The organism is Sphingomonas sp. GM_Shp_1 (assembly GCF_026540895.1).
Lineage (GTDB): Bacteria > Pseudomonadota > Alphaproteobacteria > Sphingomonadales > Sphingomonadaceae > Sphingomonas.
On sequence record NZ_JALNUR010000015.1, the window covers coordinates 66999 to 85106 of the forward strand.

The window sequence follows — 18108 nt, forward strand, 5'->3', positions numbered from 1 at the left end:
TGGACGGGCGGTCATTCGTAGAAACCGGGAGTGGGCGCGCCCTTGCGAGCGGCGGCGGGGGGCGTGGTCCGCGCCGGGGCGACCGGCACCGAGGTGACGGGCGCGGACGTGACGGGCGCGGACGTGACGGGGATTGGGGCGGCGGCACCGGCGGTCGGGCGACCCTGGACGGGGGCGGCAATGGTCGGGACCGGGCGCGGCTGGTTGGTCGCCGCGCCGATCTGGCCCAGCAGGACGCGCTCGGCGTCGTTGGGCGCACGCTGCCCATCGGTGGGCAGCGCGATGTCGGAGGGCGAACTGACCGGCTTGACCAGATAGGGGGTGATGATGATCACCAGCTCGGTCTCGCTCCGCTTGAAGGCGTTCGACCGGAACAGCGATCCGATCAGCGGCAGGTCGCCCAGCCACGGTGTCTTCTCGATCGAATTGTCGCGGCTGTTGGACAGCAGGCCGCCGATCATCATGCTCTGGCCAGACCCCAGTTCCAGCGTGGTTTCGGCACGCCGCGTGGTCAAAGCGGGGATCGAGGTCCCGCCGACCGTCACCGCACCCACCGACGAGATCTGCGACACTTCGGGCCGGACGCGCAGCGAGATGCGTCCGTCCGCCAGCACGGTCGGGGTGTAGGACAGGCTGACGCCATATTGCTTATATTCGACCGACACCGCGCCGAAGCCGGTGGCCAGCGGGATCGGAATCTCGCCGCCCGCCAGGAAGGTCGCGGTTTCGCCCGACAAGGCGGTCAGGTTGGGATTGGCGAGCGTCGAGACCTGGCCCAGCGTCTCGCCCAGGTCGATCGCGCCGAGCAGGTCCATGCCCAGCACCCGACCGGCGAGGCCCAGGGTCGTGCCCGAGCTTGCACCGCGATTGAACGTATATTGGGTGGCCGGCTGTCCGGCGGGATTGGTGACGGTGGTGATCGATCCCGCATTGCTGCGGCCCGTGCCGATGCCGAATATGAAGCCGCCACTATTGTCGCGGTTGAGCAGGTTCACACCGATCGACTTGACGAAATTGCGGTTCACCTCGGCGATGCGCACCTGGAGGTTCACCTGCAACGGCGTCGCGGTCTTCAACCGGCTGATGATCCGGGTGTCCTTGCCGACATAGGCCTGGACCAGGCGTTCGGCCTCCGCCCCGTCATCGGGGGCCGCGACCGTGCCGGTCAGCAGGATCAGCCCGTTCATCGGCGTCGCGGTGATCGTCGCCTCGGGCATGGCGAGCTTCAGCATCCGACCGATCGAATCGAGATTGTTGCCGACCCGCACCGTCGTCGCATAGACGACCGCGCCGCCGCGCCCGGTGGCGGAGATGCTGGTCTCCCCCGGCTTCTTGCCGAAGATATAGAGCTGGGTCGGGGAGCGGACCTGCACGTCGGCGATGCTGTCGTCCGCGACGAACAGGTCGGTCATCGGACGGGGCAGGGTGATCAGGCGGGCGCGGCCCGTATTGATCTCCAGCGCGCCCGATCCGTCACGCGCGACGGTGGACCCGTCGGGGTCGGCGTCGGCCCTGGCGGGGGCGGGCGCGAAGAGCAAAGGCGCGAGTATCAGCGCGAAGGCCGCCCCCCGCACCGAGCCCGAGAGTCTGGATCGCATCGCCATCGTCAATTCTTCCCCGCATTGGATGCGTCGCCGGACGTCCCGGAGGAACTGCCGCGCATCACCCGCACCCCGGCATTCTGCGCGACCGTCTGGACACCGGCGGCGGGCGCGGCACCGGGCGCACCGAGCATGCCGCCTTGGTTCGGTGCGGCGTTCGACTGACGCCCCGGTACGGTCCGGCGCTGATAGCGCGACACGTCGCCGCCGGTCGCGAAGGAGGCGCGGTCGATTACCGGTTGCGCGATCGCATCCGAACGACCGTCCGCCATTTCCTCGGGACGCTCGGCCAGCGCGCGCAGCGACAGCGACAGGGTGCCGACCGTCTGCGCGACCGCCAGTTGCTCGGCCATTTTCGGCGTCGCCTCGACGGTGACGGTGGTGAAGGTGTGGACCGGCGTCTTGCCGTCGTCACCCGCCATGTTGTCGGTGCGCTGGTCGGTCGCCAGCACGCGGACGTTGCGCAGGATGGTTTCCGAAACCTTCAGCGGCGGGCCGTCGCCGCCGCCCGCGACGTCCTGGGTCAACACCATGTCGATCCGGTCGCCGGGAAAGACGAAGCCCGCCACTGCCGTCTGGGCGGAGACGGGGACGGTGACGGCGCGCATGCCGGGCGTCAGCGCGGCGGCCAGAAAGCCCCGATCGCCCGGACGCACCACGGCACCCTGGGTCAGCGGCTGCCCGGCGGTGATCGCATAGCGCAGCACCGTGCCCTGCAGCTTCGCGACATCGGCCTGGCCCTTCACATAATAGGCGCCGGCGACCATGTCCTTGGGCCAGGGCTGGAATTTCAAGGCGGTCGTGTCGATGATCGTGCCCACCGGCAGGGTGCGGGTGGCGACCAGGACTTCGGCCTGCGGCACGGCGGGGGCGGCGATGACGGCGGCCTCTGCCGGCGGCGCACTGTTGCCCGACGTGATCGCCCGCGCGAATAGGGCGGTCACCCCCGCGATCAGCAGGGCCCCCACCAGCAGCAAGACTTTACGACTGTCCATCCTGTCTCTTCGGCCTCGGTGCCGAGCCCGTTGCTCGGCCTGTATGTGACGTTAAGTATGGAGGAAGGGGTTAAATATCGGTTCCCGCAGGATCAGCAGCGCCGCAACCGTGATGGCGACGCCATAGGGCACCTCGATCGCGCGGGCCTCGCCGGTCGCTCCTCGGCGGCGCAGGCGGTGGTCGACCAGCATCGCCAGTGTGATCGCCCCGCCCGCGATCGACATGATCAGCAGCATCCGGAACAGCGACGGCAGCGGCAGCCACAGCGCGATCGCCGCGATCATCTTCACATCGCCCCCGCCCATCATGCCGATGCGAAAGGCCTGCGCGAACAACAGGAAGACGCCGACCGCCACGGCCAGCCGCAACGCCATGTCGGGCCACAGGGGCAGGCCGCTGGCCCACCACCACAGCGGCGCGAGCAGTGCGATCGCGATGTTCTTGCGGTCCGCGATCTCCCGGGTCCGCGCATCCTCTATCCCCGCCGACAGCAGCAGCAGCACCAGCGCGACGAGCAGGGCGATGCGGACAATGGTCCATTCCATGGCACAACGCCCTAGACGGCAGGGCTTTCAAAACCGTAACCGGGAAGCGGATGATCGACAGCCTTTCCCTTCGCCGAACCTTTCCCGCCGATGCGCGGGTGACGCGGTGGATCGCGCCCGACGGATGGGATCACCGGCGCTTCGACTGGGCGGCGGCGCGGCCCGTCGGGCGGTTGCTGTTCCAGACCGGGCGGGCCGATGTCATCGAGAAATATCTGGAGGTGTTCGCGCATCTGGTCGCGGGCGGGTGGAGCGTCACCGCCTTCGACTGGCGCGGGCAGGGCGGATCGGGGCGGCTGCTCGCCGATCGCCATGTCGGGCATGTCGGCGCGTTTTCGGTGCTGGTCGAGGATCTTAGCGCCTTCTGGACCGAGTGGCGGGCGGAAGGGGACGGCGCGGGGCGCCATGTCCTGCTCGGCCATTCGATGGGCGGGCATCTGGCGCTGCGGGCGGCGGTCGAGGGGGCGGTCGCGCCCGACGCGCTGATCCTGGTCGCGCCGATGCTGGGGCTTCGCCTGCCGACCGGGCCGTTGCTGGGCACGGGGATCATCGGCCTGATGAACGCGCTGGGCCGGGGCGAGCGCGCGATCTGGCGGGCGGGGGAGGAGCCGGGCCTCCACACCCGCCAGCGCAACCTGACCCATGATGTCGAGCGGTTCGAGGACGAAGCCTATTGGTATGGGCGATCCCCCGATCTGGCGCTGGGCCCGCCGAGCTGGGGGTGGCTGCGCTCGGCATCGCGATCGATGCGGGCGCTGTTGCGTGATCCCCGGCTAGACCGGCTGTCGATCCCGATCCTGATGCTGATCGCCGAGGCGGACCGGCTGGTCGATCCGGGCTGTTCGCTTCGGGTCGCCGCCCGGATCGGTGCGCAGGTCGAGCGTTTCGGGCCCGAGGCGGCGCATGAACTGTTGCGCGAGGTCGATCCGGTCCGGCTGCGGGCGCTGGCGGCGATCGATTCCTTCCTGAGCGGGATCGCGGCGTGACCTATGACATCGCGATCGTCGGGGCGGGGATGGCCGGGGCGAGTCTGGCCGCTGCGATCGGACGGCGCGCGCGGGTCGTGCTGATCGAGGCGGAGGATATGCCGGGCCGCCACGCGACGGGGCGCTCGGCGGCTTTCTGGTCCGAAACCTATGGTGGCCCGGCGGTGCAGCCGCTGACCACCGCCTCGGGCCCGGCGTTGCGGGAGGGCGGGTATCTGACCCCGCTGGGCTCGCTGCATATCGGGCGAGCGGGAGATGCGGATCGGGTCGAGCGGTTGCTGTCCGATTTCGCGGGCACGGGCGTGGCGCTGTCGCGGGTCGATCCCGCCGCTCAGGTTCCCGGCCTGCGCCCCGAATGGCGGCTGGGCGTGTGGGAGCCGAGCTGCGCCTATATCGACGTCGCCGCGCTGCATGCCGATTATCTAGCGGCGGCGCGGGCGAGCGGGGCGGTGGTGATGACCGACGCCGCGCTGCTGCATGCCGAGCGGCGCGACGGGGCATGGCGGCTGGACACCCGCGCGGGTCCGGTCGCCGCGACCCTGCTGGTCGACGCCGCTGGAGCCTGGGCGGACCGGGTCGCCGCGATGGCGGGCGTCGCGCCCATCGGCATTACCCCCTATCGCCGCACCATGGTGCAGTTGCGCACCGATCCGCCCGCCCCGGCGGCTCTGCCGCATGTCGTGGACATTGCGGGCGGCTTTTATTTCAAACCCGAGGCGGGGGGGCGGCTGTGGCTGACCCCGCATGACGAGACGCCGAGCATTCCCTGCGATATCGCGCCGGAGGAATGGGACGTCGCGGTGGCGATCGACCGGCTGGAAAAGGTCGTCGACTGGCGCGTCGAGGTGGTCGAGCGTCGCTGGGCGGGCCTGCGCAGCTTCGCCCCCGACCGCGCCCCGGTGTACGGCTATGATAGGAAGGTGCCGGGCTTCTTCTGGTGCGCGGGGCAGGGGGGCTTCGGTATCCAGACCGCCCCTGCGGCGGCGGCCATGGCGGTGGCTTTGCTATTGGGTGAGGGGGGCATGCCGGGGGGCGTGGATGCGGGGCGTTATGGGGTCGAGAGGTTCTCGACCTAAATAACGCCGCTCGTGCGGCCTTCCCGATCGGTGTCGAGGCTTGGAGCCGCTCGACGTTCACCTTGATCCTCCCCTGTAAGGGGAGGGGGACCATGCGCAGCATGGTGGAGGGGTGTCCCCCGTCTCAAGAGCGCGACACCCCTCCGTCAGGCCTGACGGCCTGCCACCTCCCCTGCAAGGGGAGGAATGTATGAATGTCGATCCGTTTTAAAAAGGCAGCGGAGCGATATCCGGCTCTATCCAATCCTGGCGGGCCGGGACGCTGAACAGACATTCGCGGCTCCAATAGGCGAACAGCCAATTCGGATCACCGAAACGGGATGCCATCAAGGTCGAATGCACGACATGGAGGGGCGCATTTTCCGGGTGGCTCGCAAGATGGTCGGCCGCTCCGCGCATCGATGCCAGGGTGATCGTGTGATGATAGCCGCCCGTGTCGGTGTTCGCGGTCCCGGTCGCCTCGTTGTAGCGGCAGATGAGCCTACGTATCGCGCTCGCTTCGGTAAGGTCGCGGCGATGGCGGCACAGCCAGAGTGCCGCCGCGAAATGACCCGCATGGGTCCATTCGCTTCTGGGTAAGGTACGATCGATCACGCCCGACGCGATGCGTTCGATGGCGGCTTCGTCCCGGTAATACATGGCCCTGTTGTCCTTATGATCAGGCCCAACCGGCATAAAAAACCCCGCCGATTGGGCGGGGTGGTCAGCATCAAGTCTAGGGATAAGGTCTTCAGCTATCCCATGAACCGTGCGCGCGCACAAACACCGCCGTCCGATTGCGGCGTTGTTGTTGGATGCAGGCGGTCACACGGATCATGCGCGTTTCGTACCATCGCTCCATTGGGCGCTCAAGCCGATTTCCTTTCCACGCTTCCTCGGCACGAAACCGAACGCATGGGCCGATCCGGTTTCCGCTATTTCCGAAACGCATCCGCCGCGTCGCTGGCCAGTCGGTCGGCGCGCTCATTGTCGGGGTGGCCCGCATGGCCCTTGACCCATTTCCATTCGATCTGGTGGCGCTCGGCGGCGGCGAGCAGCGCCTGCCAGAGTTCGGCATTCTTGACCGGCTTCTTGTCCGCCGTCCGCCAGCCGTTGCGCTTCCAGCCGTGGATCCACTTGGTCAGGCCGTCCATCACATAGCGGCTGTCGGTCGACAGCGTGACGGCGCAGGGACGCTTGAGCGCGTTCAGCGCCTCGATGGCGGCCATCAATTCCATGCGGTTGTTGGTGGTCAGCTCCTCGCCGCCTGACAACTCCTTTTCATGGGTGCCCGAGCGGATCAGCGCGCCCCAGCCGCCGGGGCCGGGATTGCCCTTGCACGCGCCGTCGGTGGCGATCTCGACCGGGGTCACAGGCCCGCCTTTCCGTCGCGATAGGCGAGGTAGCGCCGCCAATAGGCCAGCGGGTCCTTGCGCGTCACCAGCGCGTCCGCGGGGGTGTTGAGCCAGTCCCAGGCCCGCGACAAAGCGAAGCGGATGCACGCGCCCATGGCCAGCCGTGCGAAGGCCGCCCGTTCGGCGTCGGACAGGGGGAAGTGGCGCTGATATCCCTCGATCAGCGCCGCGCCGATCTCCGGCACATGGGTTTCACCGCTTGCATCGAAGCTCCAGGCCGAGTGCATGATGGCGAGGTCATAGATGCGGAAATCGGTGCAGGCGAAATAGAAGTCGATCAGCCCCGTCACCCGGTCGCCCAGCACCAGCACATTGTCGGGAAACAGATCGGCATGGACGACGCAAGTATCGAGCGACTGGCTTTCCCAACCGGGCAGCACGGTATCGAGCGCCTCGGCCATCGCATCGTGCAGGCCCGGTTGAATCCGGTCGAGGTCGCGCCCGCATTGCTCGAACAGGGGCCGCCAACTGGCATGGCCCATCGAATTGGGCCGGTTCAGCGGAAAATCCGCGACCGCGCGGTGCATCGCCCCCATCGCGTCCGCCGCCGCCAGCGCCTGTGCCGGGGTGGGGTGCGACAGGGATACGCCGGTCAGGAACTGGATCAGGCAGGCGGGGCGACCGGCCAGTTCCTGAATCTCCACGCCCTGCCGGTCCTTGATCGCGGGCGGCACGGCCAGCCCCTTGGCCGCCAGATGGTCGAGCAGCGCCAGGAAGAAGGGCAGGTCGCCCGACGCCACGCGCTTTTCGTACAGCGTCAGGATGAAGCGCGCGGTCGTGGTGTCGACCAGATAATTGCTGTTCTCGACGCCCTCGGCGATCCCCTTGGCGGAGATTAGCTCGCCCACGTCATAGCGTTCCAGAAACGCCGACAGCGCCTCGGCCGAAACCTGCGTATAGACGGCCATGGTTCAGGCGGCCGTTTCCAGCCCGCGGGGCAGCTTGAAGGCGATGGTCTCGCGGGTCGTCTCTTCCTCGCGCTCGCTGACGGTGAAGCGTTCGGACAGGCGGTCGACCAGCTCGCGGACCAGCAGTTCGGGCGCGGACGCGCCGGCGGTCAGGCCCAGCGTCTTCACCCCGTCCAGGAACGTCCAGTCGAGATCGGCGGCACGCTGGATCAGCATGGCGCGCTTGCCCGCACGCTCGGCGACTTCGACCAGCCGCAGCGAGTTGGACGAGTTGGGCGCACCGATCACCAGCACCGCATCGCATTCGGCGGCGATCGCCTTGACGGCGGCTTGGCGGTTCGAGGTGGCGTAGCAGATATCCTCGCCGCGCGGGGCCAGGATGCTGGGGAAACGACGCTGCAATGCCTCGATGGTGGCGGCGGTGTCGTCGACCGACAAGGTGGTCTGGGTCAGGAAGGCGAGATTGTCGGGATCGGCGGGGGAGAGGGCCTCGACATCCGCGACCGTCTCGACCAGCGACATGGAGCCTTGCGGCACCTGGCCGAAGGTGCCGATGACCTCTGGGTGGCCGGCATGGCCGATGAAGACGATGTGGCGACCCATCTCGACCAGCCGTTCGGCCTGGCGATGCACCTTGGAGACTAGCGGGCAGGTGGCATCGAAATAGGCCAGGCCCCGGTTTTCCGCATCGGCGGGCACCGATTTGGGCACGCCGTGCGCCGAGAAGACGACATGCGCATTGGCGGGCACCTCGTCCAATTCCTCGACGAAGACCGCGCCCTTGGCCTTCAGGCTGTCGACCACGAACTTGTTGTGGACGATCTCGTGCCGGACATAGACGGGCGCGCCGTGCTTTTCGAGCGCCAGCTCGACGATGCGGATGGCGCGGTCCACCCCGGCGCAGAATCCGCGCGGTGCGGCGATCAACAGGTCCAGCGGCGGCTTCGGGGCATCAGTCATGGGGACGGCTCTACGCCATTGCTTGCGTGCGTCCAACCCGGTTCCTATGCTGGCGGCCAAACCGGCATCCTGCTTCGGCATCCAGAATAGGCGTTTCGACCTGTGAAAGCATCGCTACTCGTTCCCGTCGCCCTTGCGCTCGTCGTCGGGGGTTGCGCCCGTACCGGTGAGATCGACGCCTCGGGCGGCATCACCGCCGTGCGCTCGGCCTGTCCGGTGGTCGGAGTCGCGGCGGGAACCGGCGACATCACCCTGTTCAAGACGCCGGGCGCGACGGATGAGCGGTCGATCGATCTGGTCGCCAACATGACCAATGTCCGGGGCAATTGCGCGGATTCGGGCACCGACATCGTCACCAGCGTGACCTTCAATGTCGAGGCGCGGCGCACCGACACCACGGCGGCGCGCGACGTGGTGCTGCCCTATTATATCGCGATCGTGCGCGGCGGGACCAATGTCGTCGCCAAGCGGATCAGCCGCGTCAACGTGCACTTCGACGCGGGCCAGGCGCGCGGTCAGGTCGCCGGGGAGGCATCGGCCACCGTCGCGCGCTCGGCGGCGACGCTGCCCGACGATGTCCGCGAAAAGCTGACCCGCCGCCGCAAGGCCGGGGACGAGGATGCGGCGGTCGATCCGCTGACCAACCCCGAAGTCCGCCAGGCGGTGGCGAGCGCCAGCTTCGAGGCGCTGGTCGGGTTCCAGCTGACCGATGCGCAGTTGCGGTACAACGCGACTCGTTGATCCCAATCCTCCCCGGTACGGGGAGGTGGCAGCCCGAAGGGCTGACGGAGGGGGGCTTCGGCGTAGGACGTCCCCTGCGGCACGCCCCCTCCACCATGCTGCGCATGGTCCCCCTCCCCGTGCCGGGGAGGATTTTGATCCTATCCACATCTTTGCGCCCCCCGTCATCGTTCCCCGATTGACTTGGCGCAACCCGCCCGGCAGAGGGCGGCGGTCGATGACGGGCATGTCCGTCATAGGCGCGCGCGGGAGAGCGTCGGGTGGGTCTTTCAGGCCGTCACACCCCGGCCGCCGAAGGAGCAACCACCCCGGAATCTCTCAGGCAAATGGGACCGCGCGATCGCCATCGACACTCTGGAAAGCGCGACTTGGCCTTGGGGTCTTGGCGCCACCGAAGGGGTAAGCCGGATATTACGGCGAAAGCTCTCAGGTTCCGTGACAGAGGGGGATCGGATCGGGTAGGAGACATGCGTCCCTAGCCGACACCCTTTTGACGGAGACCGGCCCCGTGAGCGACGCAACCGACCTAAATGTAGAAGACGCCCCCGAGGGTCAGGAGATCATCCAGACGCTGCCGCTGGACGCATGGCATCGTGCGCGCGGCGGGCGGATGGTCCCGTTCGCCGGATACGAAATGCCGGTCCAGTATGAAGGCATCATGGCCGAGCATCTCTGGACCCGCGAATCGGCCGGTCTGTTCGACGTGAGCCATATGGGCCAGGTGGTCTTCACCGGCGAGAACGGCCTGGCGTCGGTCGCCGCCGCGCTGGAGAAAGTCCTGCCGGGCGACATCACGGGTCTGGGCGACCGGAAGAACCGCTATTCGCTGCTGCTGAACGAAGAGGGCGGCATCCTCGACGACCTGATGGTGACCAAGCGCACCCTGGACGGCGCGGAAGAGCTGTACATGGTCGTCAACGGCGCGACCAAATATGATGACATCGCCTATCTTCTCGACTTCATCCCCGATGATGCGACCCTGAACCTGCTCGACGAGCAGGCGCTGCTGGCTCTCCAGGGCCCGAAGGCGGTCGATGCGCTGTCGCGGATCGTGCCGGGCGTCGAGGCCTTGGTGTTCATGACCGCCGCCGACTTTAGCTGGAACGACGTGCCGCTGTGGATCAGCCGTTCGGGCTATACCGGCGAGGACGGTTACGAGATTTCGATCCCCGCGGAACATGCCGCCGCCTTTGCCGACCTGCTCTGCGAACAGGCCGAGGTGAAGCCGATCGGCCTGGGCGCGCGCGACTCGCTGCGTCTGGAGGCGGGGCTGCCGCTCTATGGCCATGACCTCGATCCCGAGACGACGCCGGTGATGGCCGATCTGGGCTTTGCGCTCGCCAAGAAGCGTCGCGAGGCGGCCGACTTCCTGGGCGCCGAGCGTATCCTCGCCGAGCGCGAGAATGGTCCCGCCGTCAAGCGCGTCGGACTGACCGTCGCGGGCCGCCAGCCGGTGCGCGAGGGCGCGTCGGTGGTCGCCGAGGATGGCTCGGTCATCGGGCGCGTCACCAGCGGCGGCTTCGCCCCCTCGATGGGCGCGCCGATCGCCATGGCCTATGTGCCGACCGAGCTGGCGACGCCCGGCACCACCCTCAAACTGCTTCAGCGCGGCAAGACCCATGACGCCACCGTCACGGCCATGCCCTTCGTCCCCCATCGTTACGTTCGTTCAGGAGCCAAGTGACCATGAGCCGCTATTTCACCGAAGATCATGAGTGGATCGACGTCGACGGTGATGTCGGCACGGTCGGCATCTCCGATTACGCGCAGGGCGCGCTGGGCGACATCGTGTTCGTCGACGTCCCCGAGGAAGGCCGTGAGCTGGCCAAGGGCGACGAGGCCGCCGTGGTCGAGTCGGTCAAGGCCGCGTCGGACGTGTACGCGCCGGTGTCGGGTACGGTTATCGAGGGCAATGCCCAGCTGGCCGACGAGCCGGGCCTGGTGAACACCGATCCCGAAGGCGAGGGCTGGTTCTTCAAGATCACCCTGTCGGACGCGTCGGAGCTGGACGGCCTGATGGACGAGACCGCCTACGCCGCGTTCGTCGCGAAGCTCTGACCTTCTTACTCCCCTCCCGCAGGCGGGAGGGGTTGGGGGAGGGGACTCGCTCTCCCCCGATCATCAGGCTCGTTGAAGCCGACTGCCCTCCCCCGACCCCTCCCGCCTGCGGGAGGGGAGAAGAAGGGGATGGGCGATGACCCCTCCATCCGCGAGGTTTTCGGGGTGAGGGGCGGAGAAATGGAACGCATGCGCTACCTGCCCCTTACCTCTTCCGACCGTGCCGAGATGCTCTCGGTCATCGGCGCGGGTTCGGTCGATGACCTGTTCGTCGACGTGCCCGAATCCGCCCGCCTGTCCGGCCCCATCGAGGGTCTCCCCGCCCACGCCTCCGAACTGGCGGTCGAGCGGCACATGACCGCGCTTGCCCGCAAGAACATGGTCGCGGGCGACGTGCCCTTCTTCCTGGGCTGCGGCGCGTATCGGCATCATGTCCCCGCCAGCGTCGATCACCTGATCCAGCGCGGCGAGTTCCTGACCGCCTACACGCCCTATCAGCCGGAAATCGCGCAGGGCACGCTGCAGATGCTGTTCGAGTTCCAGACGCAGGTCGCGCGTCTGCTCGGCACCGATGTCGCCAACGCCTCCATGTATGACGGCTCGACCGCCTGCTGGGAAGCGATCGGCATGGCGCGGCGCATCACCAAGAAGTCCAAGGCGATCCTGTCCTCGGGCCTGCACCCGCATTACGTCTCGGTCGCCAGGACCATGGCGAAGTATACCGGCGACACGCTGGAAACGGCCGCGCCCGTCCTGACCGCCGAGACCGATATCGACCGGATGATCGCGGCGATCGACGCGGACACGTCCTGCGTCGTCGTCCAGTACCCGGACATTCTCGGCCGCATCGCCGACCTGACCCCGCTGGCCGAGGCGTGCCACGCCAAGAAGGCGCTGCTGATCGCCGTCGTGACCGAGCCGGTCGCGCTGGGCGCGATCCGCTCGCCGGGTGAGATGGACGCCGACATCGTCGTCGGCGAAGGCCAGTCGCTGGGCGTCGGGCTTCAGTTCGGCGGGCCTTATGTCGGCCTGATGGGCTGCAAGGATAAGTATATCCGCCAGATGCCGGGCCGCTTCTGTGGCGAGACGGTGGACGCGGACGGCAAGCGCGGCTTCGTGCTGACGCTGTCGACCCGCGAGCAGCATATCCGCCGCGAAAAGGCGACGTCGAACATCTGCACCAATTCGGGGCTGTGTGCGCTCGCCTTCTCGATCCACATGACTTTGCTGGGCGAGGCGGGTCTGCGCCGGATGGCGGGGATCAACCATGCCAATGCGTGCCGCGCGGCGGACCGTCTGGCGAAGGTGCCGGGCGTCAAGCTGGTCAATGACGTGTTCTTCAACGAGTTCACGCTGGACCTGGGTCGTGAGGCGCGGCCCATCGTGCGGACGCTGGCCGAGCGCGGTGTGCTGGCGGGCGTGTCGCTCGGGCGGCTCTATCCGGGCGAGGAGGCTCTCGCGAACGGATTGGTAGTGGCGGTCACCGAGACGGTGACGGCGGAGGATATCGAGACGCTTGCCCAAGCGCTTGAGGAGGTGCTGGCATGACGATCAACCAGAGCGGCTGGAAGCCGACGAGCCCCGAAGCCAACACGGGCGAAGCGCAGGCGACCTTCACCGGCAACCGCGCGCTGATGCTGGAAGAGGCCCTGATCTTCGAGATCGGCGACAGCGAGACGACCGGCGTCGACTTCGCGGACGGCGATGTCGCCGGTTCGCGGCTGGGCGACCTGAGCCGCAAGGGCCCCATCGGCCTGCCCGGCCTGTCGGAGCCGGAGACGGTGCGCCACTATACCCGTCTGTCGCGCCAGAATTACGCGATCGACCTGGGGCTCTTCCCGCTGGGTTCGTGCACGATGAAGCACAATCCGCGCCTGAACGAGAAGATGGCACGCCTGCCCGGTTTCAGCGACGTGCATCCGCTCCAGCCCGTCGACACGGTGCAGGGCGCGCTGGAGGTCATTCACCAGCTGGCGCATTGGCTGGTCACGCTGACCGGCATGACCTCGGTCGCGATGAGCCCCAAGGCGGGCGCGCATGGCGAACTGTGTGGCATCCTGGCGATCAAGGCGGCGCTGGAGAAGCGCGGCGAGGGCCATCGCAAGGTAATCCTGGTGCCCGAATCGGCGCACGGCACCAACCCGGCGACGGCGGCGTTCGCTGGCTTCTCGGTCGAGGATATTCCCGCGACCGAGGACGGCCGTGTCGACACGGCGGCGCTGAAGGCACGGCTGGGGCCGGACGTGGCGGGCGTGATGATCACCAACCCGAACACCTGCGGCCTGTTCGAGCGCGACCTGAAGGACATTTCCGACGCGGTCCACGCGGCGGGCGGCTATGTCTATTGCGACGGCGCGAACTTCAACGCCATCGTGGGCCGTGTGCGTCCGGGCGATCTGGGCGTCGATGCGATGCACATCAACCTGCACAAGACCTTCTCGACTCCGCATGGCGGTGGCGGGCCGGGTTCGGGGCCGGTGGTGTTCTCCGAGGCGCTGACCCCGTTTGCGCCTTTGCCCTTCGTCGAGAAGACGGACGAGGGCTTCCGTCTGGTCGAGGAAGAGAATGCCGACGACCATCATGCCGACAGCTTCGGCCGCATGGTCGCCTTCCACGGCCAGATGGGCATGTTCACCCGCGCGCTGACCTATATCCTCAGCCATGGTGCGGACGGCCTGCGCCAGGTCGCCGAGGATGCGGTGCTGAACGCCAATTATGTCCTGCGTTCGCTGGAGAACACGCTCGACGCGCCGTTCGCCAAGAGCGGGCCTTGTATGCACGAAGCCATCTTCTCGGACGAAAATCTGGCGGAGGGCTTCTCGACCATCGACGTCGCCAAGGCGCTGATCGACGAGGGCTTCCACCCGATGACCATGTATTTCCCGCTGGTCGTCCACGGTGCGATGCTGGTCGAGCCGACCGAGACCGAGTCCAAGGCGGCGCTCGACCAGTTCATCGGCGCGCTGGCGTCGGTGGCGGAGCGTGCCAAGGCGGGCGACCCGTCGCTGAAGACCGCGCCGCACTTCGCGCCCCGCGCGCGCCTCGACGAAACGCTGGCTGCGCGCAAGCCCGTGCTGGTGTGGAAGGACAAGGCGGCCTGACTGGCTGACGCTGCTGCCCTCACCCTTCCGGCGCTGACGCGCCTCCCTCCCTCTCCCATCGGGAGAGGGAAGGGGCCCGCCCGCGAATGCGGGTGGGAAGGGTGAGGGCAGTTTGTCGGTCAAAGCGCCGTTACCAACGAAATCCCGCCGAGAATCACCCCCGGCGCATTGGCCAATACGATCGGCCAGTCGCGCTTCTCGCGCAGAAACCCGTAGGCCACCCAGAGCGAACAGTTGATCATCGTCGCCAGCGGCTGGATCACCGACCCCTTCTGCCCCGCCAGATTGAGCTGGATCTGGTCGATATAGGACAGGTACATCGCCACGGCCGTCGCCGTCGCGATCCAGCCGAGCAGCATCAATTTGCGTTCGCTCACAGGTCTTTGGTCCCCTTTTTATGACAGGTAAATCGATTGAAGTCCGGGCCCCCAACGCGCAAGCGAAGCGGGACGCTCCGAGCCGGGGGAGGGACGAAGATGCGATTTGACGCCGATCAGGCCGCAACGCTGGAGACGATCCTGCGCTGGCGGCGGGATGTCCGCCATTTCCGGAACGATCCGGTGGACGAGGGTGTCCTGGCACGGCTGGCGGAGGCGATGGCGCTCGCCCCGTCGGTCGGCAATGCGCGGCCATGGCGGGTGATCCGGGTGGAGGATCCCGCCTTGCGCGCCGCTATCCGTGCCGATTTCGAGCGATGCGATGCAGAGGCGGCGGCGGCCTATGGCGGTGAGCAGGCCGCCGCCTATCGCGCGCTGAAGCTCGCAGGATTGGACGCCGCGCCGGTGCAACTGGCGGTCTTCACCCATATCGATCCGGCGGAGGGCCATGGTCTGGGCCGCCGCACCATGCCCGACACGCTGCGCCAGTCGACCGCGATGGCGATCCATACGCTATGGCTGGCGGCGCGGGCGGCCAATCTGGGGCTGGGGATGGTATCGATCCTGGACCCCGCCGCGATGGAGCGGCTGTTCGCGGTGCCGGAGGATTGGATGTTCTCGGCCTATCTGTGCCTGGGCCATGCCGAGTGGGAGGACGACACGCCGCTGCTCCACCGCGCAGGCTGGCAGGAGAATGCGCCGACGCGATGGGCGGTCCGCTAAGCCGTCACCCCAGCGCAGGCTGGGGCCTTTCTCCGCAAATGCGTCGTCGTTCGGCACAAGATCCCAGCCTTCGCTGGGATGACGGACGAGAACTCAATCCTCCGGGGCGGTGGTCGTCGTCTGCTGCCTGCCCAGCCGCTGTTCGCGCCACACGATGAACAGCCCGCTGGCGATGATGATCGGCGCGCCCATCCAGGTGGCGGACGCGGGCAGCACCCCGAAGATCAGCCAGCCATAGACCGTCGCCCAGATCAGCCCCGAATAATCCATGGGCACCACCGCCGCGACCGGGGCCAGCCGCGATGCACCGGTCAGCGCGATCTGCCCCACGCCGCCGACCAGCCCGATCGATATCAGGATCGCCCAGGTCAGCGCGTCATGGCCCTGGATGTTGAAGCTATAGGGAATGGCGATGAAGGGCAGGGTGAGCGTCGAGAAATAGAAGACCGTCGTCCCCGAAGGCTCGTCACGCAACTGACGCAGCAGGATCGCGACGATCGCCACGAACATCGCCGCCAGCAATCCCACGCCCGCACCGAATAGCGACATGTCGTTCGCCCCCGGCCGCACCACGATCAGCACGCCCGCAAAGCCGATCAGCACCGCGCTCCACCGCTGGATGCCCGTCCGTTCGCCCAGCACCAGCGCGCCCAGCAACGTGGCGAAGATCGGCACGGTGAACTGAAAGGTCGTAGCCTCGGCCAGCGGTAGCAGCAGCACCGCGCCGAAGGTGAAGACCATGCCGACCAGCCCCACCATCGACCGGGCCAGATGCCCCTTGAACCGCGTGGTGCGCAGAGAGCCCAGCCCCGGCCCCGCCATCACGAAACCCAGCACCACCGGCAGCGCGCAGGCCTGTCGCCAGAACATGGTTTCGAACAGGGTCGCCCCGCGCGATTCGGCCAGCTTGATGAGCGCCGACATGGTCGACAGGAAGAAGATGGCGATCAGGCGCAGGCCGATGCCCTTGAGCACGCGGTCGCCGGTCATGACACTGCCCCTAAACGCTGCTCGTCCGCGAAGAAACCCCGGACGCGGCCAGCCCCTTGGCGAACCGCCCCCTTTGCCGCTATCGGGCGGGCATGAAGCACGCTCTGTCCGTCACCCGCGACGCGGATTTCTCCGCCTGGTATCAGTCCGTCATCGCCGAGGGCGATCTGGCCGAGGAATCGGGCGTCCGTGGCTGCATGGTCATCCGCCCCTGGGGCTATGGTATCTGGGAGCGTATCCAGCGGCTGCTCGACGATCGGATCAAGGCGACGGGGCATGAGAATTGCTACTTCCCGCTCTTCATCCCGCTCAGCTATTTCGAGAAGGAGGCCGAGCATGTCGACGGCTTCGCCAAGGAGATGGCGGTCGTCACGCATCACCGGCTGATCGCGGACGGCAAGGGCGGGCTGGTGCCTGATCCCGAGGCGAAGCTGGAAGAGCCCTTGGTCGTGCGGCCGACCTCGGAGACGGTGATCGGCACCGCCTTTGCCCGCTGGGTCCAGTCGTGGCGCGACCTGCCGGTGCTGATCAACCAATGGGCCAATGTCGTCCGCTGGGAAATGCGCACCCGCATGTTCCTGCGCACCGCCGAGTTCCTGTGGCAGGAGGGGCATACCGCCCATGCCACGGTGGACGAGGCGCGGGCCGAGACGCTCCAGATGCTCGAAGTCTACCGCAGCTTCGCCGAGGATTGCCTGGCCATGCACGTCATCGCGGGCGAGAAGCCGGAGAATGAGCGTTTCCCCGGCGCGGTCGAGACCTATTCGATCGAGGCGATGATGCAGGACGGCAAGGCGCTCCAGGCCGGGACCAGCCATTTCCTGGGCGACAATTTCGCCAAGGCCCAGAATATCCGCTTCCAGAATGCCGAAGGCGGACTGGACTTCGCGCAGACGACCAGCTGGGGCGTGTCGACCCGGATGATCGGCGGCATGATCATGGTGCACGGCGACGATGACGGCATGCGCGTGCCGCCCAAGGTCGCGCCGTGGCAGGTGGTGATCGTCCCCATGCTGCGCGACCAGCCGGAGGACGAGGCGCTGCTCGCCTATTGCCGCGACCTGCAAAAGGAACTGGCTGGTCTGTCCGCGCTGGGTGAGCCGATCCGCGCGATGGTCGATGCCCGGGCGCAAAAGGCCGCGACCAAGCGCTGGGGCTGGGTCAAGAAGGGCGCGCCGGTCGTGATCGAGGTCGGCGGCCGCGACATGGCGGGCGGCAATGTGTCTGTGATCCGCCGCGACCGGCTGTACCGCGAGGATGGCAAGCTCGACTCGGTGGTGCAGCCGCGGGGCGACTTCGTGTCGGGCGTGGCGGACCTGCTGGCCGACATCCAGGGCGAACTCCACCGCCAGTCGACCGAGCGGCTGAAGGCGCAGATCGTGCCCGTCGACGATTGGGCGGGCGTCGAGGCGCATTTTGCCGAGGGCGTGAAGAGCCCCGGCTGGGTCGATGTCCGCTGGGCCAAGCCTACGGGCGACGAACTGGAGCAGGTGGTCGAGAAGTTGAAGGGCCTGAAACTGACCATCCGCAACGCGCCGATGGGCCAGACGGGGTGCGATGACGGCCCCTGCATCTTCACCGGCCGCGCGGCTGTGGAGCGGGTGCTGATCGGCCGGGCGTATTGATCTTGGCACGCCCCTCCCGCAAGCGGG

At 67.6% G+C, this 18108-nt stretch carries 18 protein-coding genes and 1 riboswitch; of the genes, 9 read left to right on the forward strand and 9 right to left on the reverse strand.

The genetic code is table 11. From position 1 onward, the window contains the following. Positions 1 to 11 precede the first annotated feature (11 nt). From OXQ33_RS09725 to OXQ33_RS09735, 3 genes are read right to left on the reverse strand one after another with little or no spacing between them, the layout of a single operon-like run. Entirely contained in the window at positions 12 to 1598 is a 1587-nt protein-coding gene (locus OXQ33_RS09725) for a pilus assembly protein N-terminal domain-containing protein (RefSeq protein WP_267434487.1), read from the reverse strand. A gap of 8 nt (positions 1599 to 1606) precedes the next feature. Beyond that, positions 1607 to 2596 (reverse strand): Flp pilus assembly protein CpaB, encoded by a 990-nt coding sequence (gene cpaB, locus OXQ33_RS09730; RefSeq protein WP_267434488.1) that lies wholly within the window; start codon positions 2594 to 2596, stop codon positions 1607 to 1609. A 51-nt stretch (positions 2597 to 2647) separates the two neighbouring features. After that, positions 2648 to 3142 carry a prepilin peptidase gene (locus OXQ33_RS09735; RefSeq protein ID WP_267434489.1) on the reverse strand — a complete coding sequence of 165 codons (495 nt, stop codon included), beginning with the start codon at positions 3140 to 3142 and terminating at the stop codon, positions 2648 to 2650. 50 nt (positions 3143 to 3192) lie between these two features. Between OXQ33_RS09735 and OXQ33_RS09740 the strand changes: the two genes are divergently transcribed. Then, positions 3193 to 4128: an alpha/beta fold hydrolase gene (locus OXQ33_RS09740; protein WP_267434490.1), complete on the forward strand. Its 936-nt coding sequence runs from the start codon at positions 3193 to 3195 to the stop codon at positions 4126 to 4128. Further along, positions 4125 to 5204: an FAD-binding oxidoreductase gene (locus OXQ33_RS09745; protein WP_267434491.1), complete on the forward strand. Its 1080-nt coding sequence runs from the start codon at positions 4125 to 4127 to the stop codon at positions 5202 to 5204. Before OXQ33_RS09740 ends, OXQ33_RS09745 begins: the two co-directional genes overlap by 4 nt. Positions 5205 to 5411: 207 nt before the next feature. Here the strand turns inward: OXQ33_RS09745 and OXQ33_RS09750 are convergent, their stop codons facing one another. The 4 genes from OXQ33_RS09750 to ispH all read right to left on the reverse strand — a co-directional run bounded on the left by OXQ33_RS09750 (position 5412) and on the right by ispH (position 8466). Continuing rightward, positions 5412 to 5843, reverse strand: coding sequence for a hypothetical protein (locus tag OXQ33_RS09750; protein WP_267434492.1), 432 nt, complete (start codon positions 5841 to 5843; stop codon positions 5412 to 5414). Positions 5844 to 6118: 275 nt separating this feature from the next. Then, positions 6119 to 6556 carry a ribonuclease HI gene (gene rnhA, locus OXQ33_RS09755; protein ID WP_267434493.1) on the reverse strand — a complete coding sequence of 146 codons (438 nt, stop codon included), beginning with the start codon at positions 6554 to 6556 and terminating at the stop codon, positions 6119 to 6121. Next, on the reverse strand, positions 6553 to 7506 hold the full coding sequence (thrB, locus tag OXQ33_RS09760) for a homoserine kinase (RefSeq protein WP_267434494.1): 954 nt from the start codon (positions 7504 to 7506) through the stop codon (positions 6553 to 6555). Before thrB ends, rnhA begins: the two co-directional genes overlap by 4 nt. A gap of 3 nt (positions 7507 to 7509) precedes the next feature. Continuing rightward, complete coding sequence (gene ispH / locus OXQ33_RS09765; RefSeq protein WP_267434495.1) at positions 7510 to 8466, reverse strand: 4-hydroxy-3-methylbut-2-enyl diphosphate reductase; 957 nt, start codon at positions 8464 to 8466, stop codon at positions 7510 to 7512. Positions 8467 to 8568: 102 nt separating this feature from the next. On the opposite strand from ispH, the gene OXQ33_RS09770 reads away from it, so the two are divergent. The 5 genes from OXQ33_RS09770 (at position 8569) to gcvPB (ending at position 14366) form a co-directional block, all read left to right on the forward strand. Then, positions 8569 to 9207 (forward strand): hypothetical protein, encoded by a 639-nt coding sequence (locus OXQ33_RS09770; protein WP_267434496.1) that lies wholly within the window; start codon positions 8569 to 8571, stop codon positions 9205 to 9207. Positions 9208 to 9443: 236 nt separating this feature from the next. Continuing rightward, positions 9444 to 9552: riboswitch (glycine riboswitch) on the forward strand. 163 nt (positions 9553 to 9715) lie between these two features. Next, positions 9716 to 10891, forward strand: coding sequence for a glycine cleavage system aminomethyltransferase GcvT (gcvT, locus tag OXQ33_RS09775; RefSeq protein WP_267434497.1), 1176 nt, complete (start codon positions 9716 to 9718; stop codon positions 10889 to 10891). A 2-nt stretch (positions 10892 to 10893) separates the two neighbouring features. Continuing rightward, positions 10894 to 11265 carry a glycine cleavage system protein GcvH gene (gcvH, locus tag OXQ33_RS09780; RefSeq protein WP_267434498.1) on the forward strand — a complete coding sequence of 124 codons (372 nt, stop codon included), beginning with the start codon at positions 10894 to 10896 and terminating at the stop codon, positions 11263 to 11265. Between the two features lie 189 nt (positions 11266 to 11454). Further along, positions 11455 to 12813 (forward strand): aminomethyl-transferring glycine dehydrogenase subunit GcvPA, encoded by a 1359-nt coding sequence (gcvPA, locus tag OXQ33_RS09785; RefSeq protein ID WP_267434508.1) that lies wholly within the window; start codon positions 11455 to 11457, stop codon positions 12811 to 12813. Next, the gene (gcvPB, locus tag OXQ33_RS09790) at positions 12810 to 14366 is read left to right on the forward strand and encodes an aminomethyl-transferring glycine dehydrogenase subunit GcvPB (protein ID WP_267434499.1); all 1557 of its coding nucleotides are present in this window, start codon (positions 12810 to 12812) and stop codon (positions 14364 to 14366) included. Before gcvPA ends, gcvPB begins: the two co-directional genes overlap by 4 nt. Before the next feature lie 119 nt (positions 14367 to 14485). Here the strand turns inward: gcvPB and OXQ33_RS09795 are convergent, their stop codons facing one another. Continuing rightward, a complete protein-coding gene (locus OXQ33_RS09795; protein WP_267434500.1) occupies positions 14486 to 14743 on the reverse strand; it encodes a SemiSWEET family transporter in 258 nt (85 codons plus the stop codon). 99 nt (positions 14744 to 14842) lie between these two features. Here OXQ33_RS09795 and bluB point away from each other — a divergent pair, with 99 nt between their 5' ends. Then, the gene (bluB, locus tag OXQ33_RS09800; protein ID WP_267434501.1) at positions 14843 to 15466 is read left to right on the forward strand and encodes a 5,6-dimethylbenzimidazole synthase; all 624 of its coding nucleotides are present in this window, start codon (positions 14843 to 14845) and stop codon (positions 15464 to 15466) included. Between the two features lie 93 nt (positions 15467 to 15559). Here the strand turns inward: bluB and OXQ33_RS09805 are convergent, their stop codons facing one another. Next, complete coding sequence (locus OXQ33_RS09805) at positions 15560 to 16456, reverse strand: DMT family transporter (RefSeq protein ID WP_267434502.1); 897 nt, start codon at positions 16454 to 16456, stop codon at positions 15560 to 15562. A 92-nt stretch (positions 16457 to 16548) separates the two neighbouring features. Here OXQ33_RS09805 and proS point away from each other — a divergent pair, with 92 nt between their 5' ends. Beyond that, a complete protein-coding gene (proS, locus tag OXQ33_RS09810) occupies positions 16549 to 18081 on the forward strand; it encodes a proline--tRNA ligase (RefSeq protein ID WP_267434503.1) in 1533 nt (510 codons plus the stop codon). The last annotated feature ends 27 nt before the right edge of the window (positions 18082 to 18108 follow it).

Coding starts and splice junctions, on each gene's coding strand:
- OXQ33_RS09725 (WP_267434487.1), bottom strand. CDS start 1,598: ATGCGATCCAGACTCTCGGGCTCGGTGCGGGGGGCGGCCTTCGCGCTG.
- cpaB (WP_267434488.1), bottom strand. CDS start 2,596: ATGGACAGTCGTAAAGTCTTGCTGCTGGTGGGGGCCCTGCTGATCGCG.
- OXQ33_RS09735 (WP_267434489.1), bottom strand. CDS start 3,142: ATGGAATGGACCATTGTCCGCATCGCCCTGCTCGTCGCGCTGGTGCTG.
- OXQ33_RS09740 (WP_267434490.1), top strand. CDS start 3,193: ATGATCGACAGCCTTTCCCTTCGCCGAACCTTTCCCGCCGATGCGCGG.
- OXQ33_RS09750 (WP_267434492.1), bottom strand. CDS start 5,843: ATGTATTACCGGGACGAAGCCGCCATCGAACGCATCGCGTCGGGCGTG.
- thrB (WP_267434494.1), bottom strand. CDS start 7,506: ATGGCCGTCTATACGCAGGTTTCGGCCGAGGCGCTGTCGGCGTTTCTG.
- ispH (WP_267434495.1), bottom strand. CDS start 8,466: ATGACTGATGCCCCGAAGCCGCCGCTGGACCTGTTGATCGCCGCACCG.
- gcvH (WP_267434498.1), top strand. CDS start 10,894: ATGAGCCGCTATTTCACCGAAGATCATGAGTGGATCGACGTCGACGGT.
- gcvPA (WP_267434508.1), top strand. CDS start 11,455: ATGCGCTACCTGCCCCTTACCTCTTCCGACCGTGCCGAGATGCTCTCG.
- gcvPB (WP_267434499.1), top strand. CDS start 12,810: ATGACGATCAACCAGAGCGGCTGGAAGCCGACGAGCCCCGAAGCCAAC.
- bluB (WP_267434501.1), top strand. CDS start 14,843: ATGCGATTTGACGCCGATCAGGCCGCAACGCTGGAGACGATCCTGCGC.
- OXQ33_RS09805 (WP_267434502.1), bottom strand. CDS start 16,456: ATGACCGGCGACCGCGTGCTCAAGGGCATCGGCCTGCGCCTGATCGCC.
- proS (WP_267434503.1), top strand. CDS start 16,549: ATGAAGCACGCTCTGTCCGTCACCCGCGACGCGGATTTCTCCGCCTGG.